The 15,506-nt window shown below is 73.8% G+C and carries 3 protein-coding genes; all 3 read left to right on the top strand.

Going from position 1 to position 15,506, the window contains the following annotated elements; translation table 11 throughout:
• Positions 1 to 210: 210 nt before the first annotated feature.
• Positions 211 to 5,034: an SDR family NAD(P)-dependent oxidoreductase gene (locus ABD810_RS33445; RefSeq protein WP_344950085.1), complete on the top strand. Its 4,824-nt coding sequence runs from the start codon at positions 211 to 213 to the stop codon at positions 5,032 to 5,034.
• Positions 5,035 to 5,038: 4 nt separating this feature from the next.
• The gene (locus tag ABD810_RS33440) at positions 5,039 to 14,554 is read left to right on the top strand and encodes a beta-ketoacyl synthase N-terminal-like domain-containing protein (protein ID WP_344950082.1); all 9,516 of its coding nucleotides are present in this window, start codon (positions 5,039 to 5,041) and stop codon (positions 14,552 to 14,554) included.
• Between the two features lie 66 nt (positions 14,555 to 14,620).
• Positions 14,621 to 15,493 carry a 3-hydroxyacyl-CoA dehydrogenase family protein gene (locus tag ABD810_RS33435; protein WP_344950079.1) on the top strand — a complete coding sequence of 291 codons (873 nt, stop codon included), beginning with the start codon at positions 14,621 to 14,623 and terminating at the stop codon, positions 15,491 to 15,493.
• The last annotated feature ends 13 nt before the right edge of the window (positions 15,494 to 15,506 follow it).

The following is a 15,506-nucleotide window of genomic DNA, read 5'->3' as shown; positions in this document are numbered from 1 at the left end:
AGCCTCAACGGCGAGGGCGACGCCCTGCGGGCCAAGCTCGTCGCCATCCTGCAGAGCGGTCTGGCCGGCCTCACCGATACCGGCGCGCATGGCGCGCATGGCGCGGACGGCGTGGTGGAGAAGCTCGATTACGCCTCCGATGAGGAGATCTTCGCGCTCATCGACAACGAACTCTGACCCATGACTCCCGCTATCGGAAAGGCCCGACCCATGGGGACCGAGGAAAAGCTCCGCGACTACCTCAAGCGTGTGACCGTCGAGCTGACGCAGACACGCCGCCGCCTTGCCGAGGTCGAGGACCGCCGTCATGAGCCCGTCGCGATCATCGGCATGGCCTGCCGCTACCCGGGCGGTGGTGAGACGGTCGAGGGTTTCTGGGAGCTGCTGCGGGACGGCCGGAGCGCGGTGAGCGAGGTGCCGCCGTCCCGGTGGAACATCGACGACTACTACGACCCCGACCCCCAGGCCGCCGGTGGCATGTACACCCGGCACGGCGCCTTCCTGCCCGACATCGCCGGCTGGGACGCGGAGTTCTTCGGGCTCTCGCCCCGGGAGGCGCTGCGGATGGATCCCCATCAGCGCCTGCTGCTGGAACTGGCCTGGGAAGGGCTGGAGGACGCGGGCACCTCGCCGTCGCGGATCGCCGGATCCCGGACCGGCGTGATGGTCGGCTACATGGACAGCCTCCAATATGGCCGCCTGCAGCTCGAACGGCAGGGCATGGACGCCCTCGCCGATCCCTACCTCGGCCAGGGTTCGGCCGCGAGCGTCGCCGCCGGGCGCATCGCCTACCAGCTCAACCTCTGCGGTCCGACGCTCACGATCGACACGGCGTGCTCCTCCTCGCTGATCGCGGTCCACCTGGCGGCGGAGAGCCTCCGGCGAGGCGAATGCGATCTCGCGCTCGCGGCCGGCGTGTCGCTGACCCTGCACCCGACCAACTTCATCCAGGCCTGCGCGGGCTCGATGCTCTGCGCGGACGGCAAGTGCAAGACCTTCGACGCCAACGCCGACGGCTACGTCATGGGCGAGGGCGGCGGCGTCGTGGTGCTGGAACCGCTGTCCAAGGCGATCCGCAACGGCCGCCGGATCCGAGCGGTGCTGCGCGGCTCGGCGGTGAACCAGGACGGTCGCAGCAACGGGCTCACCGCGCCCAGCCGAAGTGCGCAGGTCGACGTGATCGGCAAGGCGCTCGACGCCGCCGGCGTGGCAGCCGACGAGGTCGCGTACGTGGAGGCGCACGGCTCCGGCACCCACCTGGGCGACGCGATCGAGCTGTCCGCGCTGCACGACGTCTTCGGCGGGCGCTCGCCCGAGCGGCCGCTGAGGGTCGGCGCGGTGAAGACCGGCATCGGCCACACCCAGGCCGCGGCGGGCGTCGCCGGACTGATCAAGACGGTCCTGATCCTGGAGAACGAGCTGATCCCGCCGAACCTGAACCTGTCGCAGCCGGCGGCGGCGATCCCCGAGGACGGCACCGTGCGGCCGGTCACCCGCGCGATGCGGCTGACCGGCGATGGCTCGCCTCACCTCGCGGGCGTCAGCTCGTTCGGCCTGTCGGGGACCAACGCGCACATCGTGCTGGAGTCCGCGCCCCCGCCCGTGGCGCTCCCTGCCGCAGGGCCCGGAGCCCCCTCGGCGCAGGTGCTGCCGCTGTCCGCGTCGAGCGGCGCCGCGCTGCGTGAGCACGCGGGACGCCTCGCGGCCTGGCTCACCGACCGGCCCGGGCTGGAGCCGGCCGACGTCGCGCACACGCTGCAGGTCGGCCGCGGCCGGCACGACCACCGGCGCGTCCTGGTCTGCGCCGGCGCCGAAGACGCGATCCGGCAACTGGGCCGTGCGGCCACCGAGGGCGGCGGGCACCGGGTGAAGGGCACTCCCCGGGTCGCGTTCCTGCTCCCCGGGGTCGGCGACCAGTACCTTGGCCTCGGCCGGGAGCTGTACGAGAGCGAGCCGGTCTACGCCGAGGCGGTCGACCGGTGTGCCGAGCTGGCCGGCCTGCGAGGCGGAGTGGACCTGCGGCCGATGTTCTTCCCGGCCGGCGACCTTACGGGCGAGCGCGTGGCCCCCGGCGACCTGGCGGCCCTGCTGGGCCGAGGCGACGGCGGGCCGGAGCGGGCCGACGACCCCCTCAGCCACGCCGTGATCGCGCATCCGCTCATGTTCACGGTCGAATACGCGCTGGCGAAGCTGCTCGCGCACTGGGGAGTCACACCGGACGCGCTGGTCGGGTACAGCCTCGGCGAGTACGTCGCCGCCTGCCTGGCCGGGGTGTTCTCGCTGGAGGACGCGCTGCGGGTGGTGGCCGAGCGCGCGCACCTCATCAGCGAGGCGCCCTCAGGGAAGATGATCGCGGTCGCCGCAGGCGAGGACCGGGTCCGGGGCGTGCTGGCGGGCGGCGGCACCCGGGTGGACGTCGCGGCGCTCAACGGCCCGTCGATGACGGTGCTCAGCGGCGTCCCCTCGGAGATCGAGGCGGTGGCCGAGCGGCTGACCGGTGAGGGCATCGCCTGCCGCCCGCTCCGTTCCGCGCACGCCTTCCACTCCTCCCTGCTCCGGCCGGCGCGGGAGAAGCTCGCCGCGCTGCTGGAGTCGGTACCGCGCCACGCGCCGTCCATCACGATCGTCTCGAACCTGACCGGCGCGCCGCTGACCCCCGAACAGGCCACGAGCGCCTCGTACTGGGCGGACCAGCTGGTCAGCCCGGTCCGCTTCGCCGACAGCGTGCGGCACTGCGTGGCGCAGGAGATCGACGTGTTCGTCGAGCTGGGCGCCGGGCAGACCCTCGGCGGGCTGGTGCGGCAGAACCTTGCCCGTGGTTCCGGCGGCGCCGTGCTCGGCACGCTGCCCGCGCGGTGGACGGCGGGCGAGCGGCGGGATCCCCGTACCGAGCTGCTGGAGACCTGCGGGCGGCTGTGGGAGCTCGGCGTCGAGGTCGACTGGGAGCGTACCCGCCCCGGTGGGGCGCGGATCGTCAGCCTCCCGGTGTACCCGTTCCAGCGGACGCGGTTCTGGCCGGACCTGGTGGAAGGCCAGGTCGCGCCGATGCTGGGAGCGTCGCGCCCCTCGCAGCCCGCCGACTTCTGCTACGCGCCGGCCTGGCGCCAGGACGCGGCGCGCGCCATACCGCCGGCCGCCTCCGCGGTACGCCTGCCCGGCCCGCTGGTCGTGTTCTCCGACGCCGGCGGCATCGGCGAGGCGCTCGCGGACCAGGCGACCGCCGCCGGCACCCCCGTGGTGGAGGTGGTCGCGGGGACCGAGCTGCGACGCGACGGCCGGCGCGTCGTCATCGACCCGGCGGTGCCCGAGCACTACGGCGAGGTCTTCGCCATCGCCGCGCTGGAGCGGGGGCCGGTGCACATCGCGCACCTGTGGAGCCTGCTCGCCACGGCCGAGATCCCGGGATACGCCGACGACGCGGAACTGCGCGGCGCGATCCGGCACGGGTTCGACAGCCTGCTCCTCGCGGTGCAGTCGCTCGGCGAGCTGCCCGCACGGCAGGGGGTACGGCTGCTGACGGTCACCCAGGGCGCCGGTGAGATCATCGGCGCCGACGCGCCCGCCCCGCACCAGGCGGCGGTACACGGGCTCGGCCGGGCGGTGCGGCACGAGTACCCCGGGCTGACCTGGAGCGGCGTCGACCTCGACCCGGAAGCGGGCGGGCGGCGGGCGGCCGGTCATCTCGCGTACGAGCTGCTCCGGGAGCCTGAGAACGAAGAGGCGCTCGCCGGGCACGACACGCTGGTCGGCTGGCGCAGGGGACGGCGCTGGCGGAAGGCCTGGGAGGAGATCCCGGCCGGCGACCGCGAGACCGGGTACCCATGGCGTGCCGACGGCGTCTACCTGATCACCGGCGGCGCCCGCGGGCTGGGCATGGCACTGGCCAGGCACCTGGTGCGCGCGGGAGTACGGCGCCTGGCGCTGGTCGGCCGCACCCCGTTGCCGCGCGACGCGCGGCCCGAGCCCGGCAGCCGTGCGGCACGCAGCCTGAGTGACGTCGCCGAGCTGGAGGAGGCGGGGGCCGAGGTGCTCCTGCTCACCGCCGATGTGGGGGTGCCGGACCAGCTTCGGGACGCGCTGCGCCGGTGCCGGGAGCGCTTCGGGGCGCTGCACGGCGTGATCCACGCCGCGGGCATGCCCGCTGGTGGGATGGCGCAGCGCAGGACGGTGGCGGAGGCCGGCGCGGTGCTCGCCCCCAAGGTCCTGGCGATGGGGCCACTGGCGGAGCTGGTGGGCCCGCAGACGCCCGCCGGCCGGCGCCCCGAGGTGGTGGTCCTGTACTCCTCGGCGGTGACGGCGTACGGCGGCATCGGCGAGGGCGACTACTGCGCGGCCAACACGGTGCTCGACGCCTACGGCGAGGCGCTGTCGGCGTCGGCGCCGTCGACCCGGGTCCTTTCGGTCGCCTGGGGCCCGTGGCGGCACGACGACTGGCAGGCGCAGGCGCTCAAGGGATCCGGTGGCCTGGCGGAGCGGGTGAGCGCGTATCGCGAGCGGTACGGCTTCGCCGACGAGGCGGGCTGCGCGCTGCTCGACCGGCTGCTGGCCGGTGGGCACGGCAACGTCCTCGCGGTGCGCCAGCCGCTGCGCGAGGTGCTGCACCACTGGTCCGGCATGCTCGACATCGACGCGCTCGTCGGCGCGGCCGGGGCGGTCCCCCGTGGCGACCGGTTCCCGAGGCCGCAGCTGCGCACGGACTTCGTGGCCCCGCGTACCGAGCCGGAGGCCAAGATCGCAGAGGTCTGGGGGGCCTACCTGGGCATCGACCAGGTCGGCGTCCACGACCCGTTCTTCGACCTCGGGGGGAACTCCCTGGTCGGCATGGCCATGGTGCTGGCGATCGAGAAGGAGCTCGGCGTGCCCATCGCGCCGGCGGTGCTCTTCGAGCATCCGACCGTGGCCGAGTTCGCCGCGGCGCTGGAGGGCGCCGCGGGCGACGGCGCCGCCACCGCGCAGCAGCAGGCGCTCACCACCAGTTCGGCTCGGGGGCAGCGGCGGCGCCGTGCCCGTTCCAGTAACCGGAATGAGGACTGAAGACGTGACTGACGATATCGCCGGGGAGACCTCCGGCACCGACATAGCGATCGTCGGGATGTCGGGGCGGTTCCCAGGGGCGTCCGGCGTCGCCGAACTGTGGGCCAACATCCGGGCGGGCCTGTCGGGCATCACACGGTTCACCGACGACGAGCTGCGGGCCGCCGGGGTCGCCGAGGAGATGCTCCAGGACCCGGGCTACGTGAAGGCCGGCGCCGTGATCGACGGGGTCGAGCTGTTCGACGCGGGCTTCTTCGGCTTCAGCCCCAAGGAAGCACAGATCCTCGACCCACAGCAGCGGCTGTTCCTCGAGCACAGCTGGGAGGCGCTGGAGGACGCCGGCTGCGACCCCGGCCGCTTCGACGGCGCCATCGGCGTGTTCGGCGGCGGTGCGTGGAGCTCCTACCTGCAGAACAACCTGGTGCCGAGCGGGATCAGCGCCGTCATGGGCGAGCTCGCGGTCGGGCTCGCCAACGACAAGGACTCGCTCACCACCCGGGTCGCGCACACCCTCGGCCTGTCGGGGCCCAGCTACGGCGTGCAGAGTTACTGCTCCACCTCGCTGGTCGCGGTGTGCGCCGCGGCCACGAGCCTGTCGAGCTTCGAGTCGGACCTGGCGCTGGCCGGGGGTGTGGCGGTCGGTGTGCCGCACCGCGTCGGCTACCTGTACCAGCAGGGTGGCATCGCGCCCCCCGACGGCGAGTGCCGCGCGTTCGACGCGGGCGGCCTCGGCAGCCCGCTCGGCAGCGGCGTCGGCGTGGTGGCGCTGCGCCGGCTGGAGGACGCGCTGGCCGACGGGGACCAGATCTACGCCGTCATCCGTGGCTGGGCGGTGAACAACGACGCCGGCAAGAAGGTCGGCTTCACCGCGCCCGGCGTCCAGGGTCAGGCCGCCGTGATGGCCGAGGCGCTCGCCAGCGCGGACCTGACGGCCGCCGACATCGACTACGTCGAGGCTCACGGCACCGGCACGGCGCTGGGCGACGCCGCGGAACTGGCCGCGCTCCAGCAGGTGTTCCGCGACCAGTCGTGCCTGATCGGCTCCGTCAAGACCAACGTGGGCCACCTCGACCGGGCCGCGGGGGTCACCAACCTGATCAAGGCGGCGCTGGCCCTGCGCCACGACGAGATCCCGCCCACCCGCAACCTCTCCACCCCCAACCCCCAGCTCGACACCGGCCAGGCCCGCCTTGAAGTGGTCACCGACCTGCGCAGATGGCCCCGGCAGGCCGGGCGGACCCGCCGGGCCGGGGTGAGCGCGTTCGGCATCGGCGGCACCAACGCCCACGTGGTGCTGGAGGAGGCGCCCGCGGTCTCGCGGCCGGAGGCGGCGCCGCGGCCCGAACTGCTGGTGTGGTCCGCGCGAACGGCGGTCGCGGCGGACGCGATGACCGAACGGCTCGCCGACCACCTGGCGGACGCGGCCGGCGGGCACCGCCTGGCCGACGTGGCCTACACCCTGCAGACCGGACGCCGGGTCTTCGGCCACCGCCGGATGCTGGTGGCCGCCACCGTCGAGGAGTCCGTCACCGCCATGCGGGACACCGGGGTGCTGTCGCGCTCCGAGAGCCGGGCGGACCGGCCGGTCGGGTTCCTGGTCGCGGGCACCGGCGAGCAGTACCCGGGCATGGCCGCCGACCTGTACGAGAGCGAGCCGGTGTTCCGTGAGGTGCTGGAGGAGTGCCGCGCCCTGCTGCGCGGGCAGATGGGCGGGGCGGATCCGCTGGCCGAGATGCTGCGGCCGAGGCCGGCCGCCGACGCCGCCGCCGGGCTCGGCCGCCTGCTCGGACGCGACCCCGCGACGGCGGCCACGACGCCCACCGGACTGCTCCACCCGGCGCTGTTCGCCGTGGAGTACGCGCTGGCGCGGCTCGTACGGTCCTGGGGCATCGAGCCGTCGGTGCTGGCCGGATACAGCCTGGGAGAGTACGTCGCGGCCTGTCTCGCCGGAGTGCTCTCGCTTGAGTCGGCGCTCGCACTGGTCGCCCACCGTGCGCGCCTGATCGACACGCTGCCCTCTGGCGCGATGGGCGCGGTGCCGCTGTCCGCGGCCGACGTGAGAGCGCGCCTCGAACGGGCCGGCGTCACCGGGGTGGACGTGGCCGCGGTGAACGGCCCCGAGCTCACCGTGATCGCCGGAGATCCGGAGGCGATGGAGGCGGCCAGGGCCTTCCTGGAGTCCGAGGCGGTGCCCTGCCGGGCGCTGGCCACCGGCCACGCGTTCCACTCGCGGATGATGGAGCCGATCCGGGCCGAACTGACCGAGTGGATCGCCGCCAACCTCTCGCCTGTGGCGCCGCGGATCCCGTACATCTCCAACGTGACCGGCACGCTGGTGACCGCCGAGCAGGCCACCGATCCGGCGTACTGGGCGGAGCACATGTGCTCCCCGGTGCGGTTCGACGCGGTGCTCGGCACGTTGCTGGAGCAGGGCGACCTCGCGCTGCTGGAGATCGGCCCCGGGCAGTCGCTCGGCGCGATGGTACGCGGCCACCGCGACTGCCCCCGCGACCGCTGGCCCCTCGTGGTCCCCGCGCTACCGGCCGCGGGCGACCCGCGGCCGGCCGGCGGCGTGCTCGTCGAGGCGGTCGGCCGGTTGTGGCTGGCCGGTGTTCCGGTCGACTGGGCCGGCTACCAGAAGGACCGCCCCGTCGCCAAGGTGGGGCTCCCGAGCTACCCCTTCCAGCGGGAGCGGTACTGGGTCGACCCCCCGGCCGGGCACGCCACGCGGGCCTCCGCCGCCTCCGGGCAGGCAGCCGGCCTTCCCGGCTCGGCGCCGGGGCTCGCAACCGGCCTCCCCGGCACGGCCGCGCCGGGGCCCGAGGGCCCGCATGTCCAGGTGATGGCACCCCGATGGACGGTCGCGGAGTTGCCGGCCGAGACCCGGATCCTCTCCCGGTGCGTGCTCCTGGCGGACGCCACGGGCGTCGCCGACGCGCTGGCCGAGTCGCTACGCTCCGGCGGCACGGACGTGGTGACGGTCCGGGCGGGCGACGCCTTCACCAAGGTTCCCGGCGGCTATCTGCTCGACTACGGGTCCGAGCCGGACCGGGCCGCCCTGGTGGGCCGGCTCGCCGCCGACGGGCCGGTGACGCTGGTGGACCTCCGCCTGCTCGACGGCGCAGGGACCGGCCGCGACCCCGGCCAGGCGGTGCTCCCGCTCGCCCGGATGCTGGACGCGTGGGGCAGCGACGGGGCCGGCAGCGCCAGGATCATCGTGGTCACCCAGGGCGGCCAAGCGCTGACCGAGGACGAGAGCCCCTCGCCCGGCCACGCCGCCGCCGCCACGCTTCTTCTGGTCGCCAACCAGGAGTACCTCAACCTCGACTGCCAGGCCGTCGACCTGGACATCCACGCGTCGGCCGCCGAGGCGGCCGGTGCGCTGGCCGCCGAGGTCCGGCGACCGGCCGCCGAGGTGCTCGCCGCCTACCGGGACGGCCGCCGCCACGTGCGCGGGTACGTCCCCGCGGACCAGAACCGTCCCCAGAACCAGTCCAAGAAGCGGCCCGAGGACCGTCCCCAGAACCGTCCCGAGGACGGGACCGAGGACCGTCACCAGAACCGGACGGAAGCACCCGCCGGCGTGGGGATCCGGCCCGGCGGGACGTACCTCGTCACCGGAGGGCTCGGCGACGTCGGCCTGCTCGTGGCCGAGCACCTGGTGCGGTCCGGCGCGGCCCGGCTCATCCTCACCAGCCGCGGCGGCGTGCCGCCCACCCCGGGCGATTCGCGGTACGAGGGCGTGCGGCGGCTGCGCGCGCTCGGCGCGGAGGTCCTGACCCCGAAGGTCGACGTGACCGACGCCGGCGCGATGCGTGCGATGCTCGCCGGCACGCTGCCCGGCGACGCCCGCCTCGACGGCGTCGTCCACGCCGCCGCGGAGACGGGACGGGACACCTTCCGCTCCCTCCACGACCTCGACGCGGAGGCCGTCTCCCGGCACTTCGGCGCCAAAGTGGCCGGCGCGCTCGTCCTCGACCAGGTGCTCCACGATCTCGGCCCCGCGCGGGTGCCCGACTTCTGCGTCCTGTTCTCCTCGACGTCGTCGCTGCTCGGCGGCATCACCTTCGGCGGTTACGCGGCGGCCAACGCCGCGCTGACCGCGATCGGCCACCGCCGCCACATCAAATACCGGGACGGCCGTTCGCCGACCCGGTGGGTGACCGTGAGCTGGGACACCTGGTCCTGCACCCTGGAGCGCATCGAGGGCGGGATCGGCGCGGCCATGGCCGCCCACGCCATGAGCACCGAGGAGGGCCTCGCGGCCCTCGACCGGATCCTGGAGGCATCCGGGCCGAGCCTGGTGGTGGCGGCCGGTGGCCTGGACGACCGGCTGCCGCGCGCCGCGGCCGAACCGGCACCGGTGGGAGGCGCCCGGTTCCCGCGTCCCGAGCTTCCCCAGCCCTACAGCCCGCCGCTGACCGCGACCGAGCGGGTCCTGGCCGAGCTGTGGTCAGACGTGCTCGGCATCGAGCCGGTCGGGACCAGGGACAACTTCTTCGACCTCGGCGGCGACTCCCTGGTCGCGCTGCAGATGCTGGCGCTGGTGAAGAAGCGCTTCGGCATCGCGGTCCCGACCGTGATGCTCTTCGAGGCGCCGACGGTGCACACGCTCGCGGGCATCCTGGACGAGAAGGGCGCCGCGCCTCCGGCCTCGACCGCCCCCGCCACGGTGGCGGCGGCCCCGCGCGTCACCGCGACGCCGCGGCCGGACCGGGCCGCGACGGAGACCGCGGACGACCGGCGCATCGCGATCGTCGGCATGGCGGGGCGGTTCCCCGGGGCGGCCGACGTCGGCGCCTTCTGGCGCAACCTGCGGGAAGGCGTCGAGTCGATCAGCTTCTTCTCGGAGGAGGAGTTGCTGGCCTCCGGGGTCGACCCTGAGCTGATCCGGGACCCGTCGTACGTCCCGGCCCGGCCCGTCCTCGACGACATCAGCGGGTTCGACGCCGCGTTCTTCGGGATCAGCCCCCGGATGGCCGCGATCACCGACCCGCAGCAGCGGGCGTTCCTGGAGGTGTGCTGGGAGGCGCTGGAGCAGTCCGGCTACGCGGCGCGGGAGCACCGTGGCCGGGTCGGCGTCTTCGGCGGCACCAACATCAGCACCTACCTGCTGCAGATGGGCGAGCGGCTGCTGAGCGACGACGAGGACGTCAGCCACTACGAGATCATCATGGGCAACGACAAGGACGCCCTCACCACGACGGTCTCCTACCTGTTCGACCTGTACGGGCCGAGCGTGGCGGTGCAGACGTTCTGCTCCACCTCCCTGGTCGCGGCGCACCTGGCGGTGCAGAGCCTGCGGAGCGGCGACTGCGAGCTGGCGCTGGCCGGCGGCGTGTCGATCCGGGTCCCCGACCGGGTCGGCCACCGGTTCGGGCCCGGCGGCATGGAGTCGCCCGACGGGCACGTGCGCACCTTCGACGCGCAGGCGCGCGGCAGCATGTTCGGCGACGGCGCCGCCGTGGTCGTGCTCAAGCGGCTCTCCGACGCGCTGCGCGACGGCGACCACGTCTGGGCGGTGATCCGGGGCACGGCGATGAACAACGACGGCGCGCTCAAGGTCGGCTACACCGCGCCGAGCGTCGTGGGCCAGGCGCGGGTGATCGCCGACGCGATGGCGGACGCGGGCGTCACCGCCGAGGACATCAGCTACATCGAGGCGCACGGCACCGCCACCGAGCTCGGGGACCCGATCGAGGTCGCGGCGCTGACCCGCGCGTTCGGCCCGACCGAGGACAAGCAGTACTGCCCGATCGGATCGGTGAAGACCAACGTCGGGCACCTGGACCGCGCGGCCGGGGCGAGCGGGCTCATCAAGACCTCGTTCGCGCTGCGGGAGCGGGTGATCCCGCCCAGCCTGCACTACACCAGCCCCAACCCCGAGATCGACTTCGAAAGCAGCCCGTTCTACGTGAACGCCGAGCTGTCCCCATGGCACACGCGCGAAGGGCGGCCGAGGATCGCGGGCATCAACTCGCTCGGCATGGGCGGCACCAACGTCCACATGGTCGTCGAGGAGGCCCCCGTACGGACCGCCCCCCCGAAGTCCGGGTCCTCGCGCCGACACCAGGTGCTTCCGATCTCGGCGCGGAACACGACGGCCGCCGACCAGGCGTGCCTGCGCCTGGGGGAGCACCTGGACGCCGAGCCCGGCATCCGGCTCGACGACGTCGCGTTCACCCTGCAGGTGGGGCGCAAGACGTTCGAGCACCGGCGGGCGACCGTCGCCACCTCGACCGAGGAGGCGGCCGCCGCGTTCTGCGGGCGCTCGCAGGAACCCGGTGTGCTGACCCGGGTCGACACCGTCCAGGGCCGCCCGGTGGCGTTCCTGCTCGCCGGGGTCGGCGAGCAGTACCCCGGGATGGTCACCGAGCTCTACCGGCGGGAGCCGGTGTTCCGCGCCGCCCTTGACGAGTGCCTGGAGCTGCTGCGCGAGCCCCTTGGGGACGTGGACCTGGTCGACCTGCTCACCGGCGAGCGCGGTGGGGGCCTGGACCTCGCCGCGCTGCTCGGCCGCGGGGGCTCCGGCGGCGGCGCCGAGCGGGCCTCCGCCCTGGAGCGCACGGAGGTGGTGCAGCCCGCGCTGTTCGCCGTGGAGTATGCGCTGGCTCGAACCTTGATGACCTGGGGCGTCCAGCCGCGGATCATGCTGGGGTACAGCCTCGGGGAGTACGTCGCGGCGTGCCTCGCCGGAGTGCTGTCGCTGCCGGACGCCATGGCGCTGGTGGCCCACAGGGCCAAGCTGATCGCCGGGATGCCGGCGGGCTCGATGGTGGCCGTGTCGCTGCCCGCCGACGAGCTGCGCCGCGGATTCAGGCTCGACGAGCGCGGGCTGGACATCGCCGCGGTCAACGGCCCCCGGATGGCGGTGGTCGCCGGTCCTGAGCGGCCGATGGAACAGCTCGTGGCGGACCTGCGGCACGGCGAGATCCCCTGCCGCCCGCTGGAGACCACGCACGCCTTCCACTCCCGGATGCTCGACCCGCTGAGCGGCGAGCTCACCGACTGGGTGAAGGCCAACGTGCGGCTCAACCCTCCGGCGCTGCCGTACATCTCCAACCTCACCGGGAAGCTCGCCGAGGCCGACCTGGTGTGCGACCCCGGCTACTGGGCCCGCCACATGTGCGGGACGGTGCGGTTCGCGGCCGGTATCGACACCCTGCTCGCCGATCCCGAGCTCGCCGTGGTGGAGATCGGTCCGGGCCAGTCCCTCGGCGCCCTGATGCGCGGCGCCGGCTGCCCGCCGCAGCGGTGGCCGCTGATCCTGAACGCGCTGCCCGGCGGGAGCGACAGCCGTCCCGACGACGCGGTGCTCGCGGGCTGCCTGGCCCGGCTGTGGCTGGTCGGCACCGAGATCGACTGGGTGACCTACCACGACCGGCACCCGGACGCCCAGGTCGCCGACCCGGCCGCGCTGCCCGGCCGGATCCCGCTGCCCACCTACCCGTTCCAGCGGCAGCGGTACTGGCTCGAGCCGGCGGCGGGTGGCGCGCAGCGGCGGCCGTCGGGCGCCCTGGCGGTGACACCCGGTCAGGCCCCCGATCCCACCAGCCTCTTCGACGCGATCACCAGCCTGCCCAAGCTGCCGGAGAAGGACTGGCTGTACCTGCCGGTGTGGCGGCAGACCTCGGCCCCGGCGCCGAGCGAGAGCCGACCGGGATCGTGGCTGGTCTACACCCGCGAGGGCGCGGCGGACGATGTGGCCGCCGAACTGCGTGACGCCGTCGCCGCGACCGGCGTCACCATCACCCTGGTACGGCCGGGCGAGGTGTACACCGCCGCCGACGACGGTTACACGCTCCGGCCGGGCAGCGTGGCCGACACGCTCTCCCTGCTGCGCGACATGCGCAAGACCGGACGGCCCTTGGAGCGGGTGGTGCACCTGTGGACGCTCGACGCGGCCCCCGGTCGGCTCACCGTCCAGTACGGACTGCACACGCTGGTCGCGCTGGCCAGGGCGGCGGGCGAGTCCGGCACCGACGGCTGGACGCTGGACGTCGCCGTCTCCGGCACCCAGCAGGTGCTGCGCGACGAGGTGTCCAACCCCGACGGGGCGACGCTGCTCGGGCCGTGCATGGTGATCCCCCTGGAGTATCCGAGGGTCGCCACCCGGCTCGTCGACCTGGAGGTGGACGCGGGCGCGCCCGTGACCGCCGGTCTGGTGGCCGAGCTGGGCAGGCCCCTGACCGACCGGGTGGTGGCGCTGCGGCACGGCCGCCGCTGGGTGCCCGGGTACGAGACCATGGCCACGCCGGCCACCGCGGACACCAGCGCGCTGAGGGAAGGCGGCGTCTACCTGATCACCGGCGGGCTCGGCGGCATCGCGCTCGGCATGGCGGAACGCCTCGCCCGTGACTGCCGGGCCAAGCTGGTGCTGCTGGCCCGCCGCGGGCTCCCCGAGCGCGAGGCCTGGGCCGGCATCCTCGCCGGCGAACCGGACGCGGAGGCGGTCGGCGAGGCCACCCGGCAGCGGATCGCCAGGGTCCGCGAGATCCTCCAGCTCGGGGCGGAGGTCGAGATCGTCACCGGCGACGTGAGCAGCGTGGACGACGTGCGCCGCGCGGTCGAGGTGGCCAGGGAGCGCTTCGGGGCGCTGCACGGCGTGCTCCACGCCGCAGGCGTGCCGGCCATGGGGTTGATGCAGTTCAAGCGGCCGGAGGAGCTCGACTCGGTCCTGGCGCCCAAGATCGCCGGCACGCTGGCGATCGCGGAGGCGCTGCGCATCGGCGAGCCCGGCGAGATCGAGCTGGACTTCCTGGTGCTGTTCTCCTCGATCACCTCCGCGACCGGCGGCGGCCCCGGCCAGGTCGACTACTGCTCCGCGAACGCCTACCTGGACGGCTACGCCTACCGGCTCGCCGCCACCGGCCGGCGGGTGCTCTCGGTCGACTGGGGCGAGTGGACCTGGAACGCCTGGGAGGAGGGCCTGGCCGGATACGACGACGCGTTGCAGAAGTTCTTCAGGGACAACCGCGCCCGCGTCGGCATCGGCTTCGAGGACGGCTGGCGGTCGCTGCTGCGCGCGCTGGCCTGCCGGGAGCCGAGGGTGGTGGTGTCCACGCAGGACTTCCCGACGATGGTCGTCGGCAGCACGCAGTTCAACCTGGAGGCGGTCACCTCGCCCGCCATGGGCGGCGGCGAGAGACATCCACGCCCCGAGCTGGTCACCCCCTACCAGGAACCGTCGGGGTCCATGGAAGAGGCGATCGCGGCGATCTGGTGTGAATCGCTCAGGCTCGACCGGGTCGGAGTGCTGGACAACTTCTTCGAGCTCGGCGGGAACTCGCTGCTCGGCGTCACGATCGTGGCCGGGCTGCGCCGCGAGTTCGAGCTGGACGAGCTTCCGCCGCACATCCTCTACGAGGCGCCGACCGTGGCCGCGCTGGGCGCGACCATCGAGGCCCTGTCCTCCGGTGCCGCACCGGGGTTCGCGAACGCCGACGGCGGCAGCCAGGTACGCGCGCAGCTCCGCCGTTCCGGTCTGGAAGCCTCGGCCGCCCGCAGACGCGGGCGGTAGCACCCCCAGGAAGACCACCGGCAGGACGCCGGCAACGCAGTGAATGACGAGCGAAACGGAGTGGACATGGCAGTGATCGGCGTAGTGGGCGCTGGCGTCATGGGTGTCGGGGTCGCCCAGAACCTGGCGCAGACCGGGCACGACGTGGTCCTGATCGACAAGGACGAGAAGATCCTCGCGGAGGCGCTGGCGGCCATCGCCCGCAACAGCAGGCTGAGCCGGTTGATGGGCGGCCCCGCGCTCGATCCCGACGCGGTGCTCGCGCGGATCAGCACCGCCGTCGGCGCCCAGGGCGCCGCCAAGGCGGACATCGTCATCGAGAACGTGACGGAGAACTGGGACGTCAAGCGGGAGGTCTACGAGACGCTCGACGCGGTGTGCGGACCGGACACCGTCTTCGTCGTGAACACCTCGGCGATCCCCATCACCAAGGTGGGGGCCGTGACCGGGCGCCCGGAGAACGTGATCGGCGTGCACTTCATGAACCCGGTGCCCGCCAAGCCGGCCGTCGAGCTGATCCCCGGGTTCCACACCTCGTCGCAGACCGTCCAGCGCACCAGGGACCTGCTGACCGCGATGGGCAAGAAGGCGGTCGACGTCAAGGACTCGTGCGGGTTCGTCTCCAACCGGGTGCTGATGCTCACCGTCAACGAGGCGGCCTACCTGGTGCACGAGGGCGTGGCCACCGCCGAGTCGGTCGACGAGGTCTTCCGCAGCTGTTTCGGCCATCCCATGGGACCACTGGAGACCGCCGACCTGATCGGGGTCGACACGATCCTCTACAGCGTCGAGGTGCTGTACGAGCACTACGCCGACAGCAAGTACCGGCCGTGCCCGCTGCTGAAGCAGATGACCGACGCCGGGTTGCACGGCCGCAAGACCGGCCGCGGCTTCTACACCTACAACGGGGCCGACCGTCCCGTCGCCTCGGCCGTCTAACCCCACCGAATCC

It is taken from the genome of Sphaerisporangium flaviroseum, from assembly GCF_039537005.1.
GTDB lineage: Bacteria > Actinomycetota > Actinomycetes > Streptosporangiales > Streptosporangiaceae > Sphaerisporangium > Sphaerisporangium flaviroseum.
Note: the sequence above shows the minus strand (reverse complement) of the source record. Positions and strands in the feature narration are given on the sequence as shown.

Bases quoted from the DNA above. Each gene is read 5' to 3' on its own strand.
- ABD810_RS33445 (WP_344950085.1), top strand. From the start codon at position 211: ATGGGGACCGAGGAAAAGCTCCGCGACTACCTCAAGCGTGTGACCGTC.
- ABD810_RS33435 (WP_344950079.1), top strand. From the start codon at position 14,621: ATGGCAGTGATCGGCGTAGTGGGCGCTGGCGTCATGGGTGTCGGGGTC.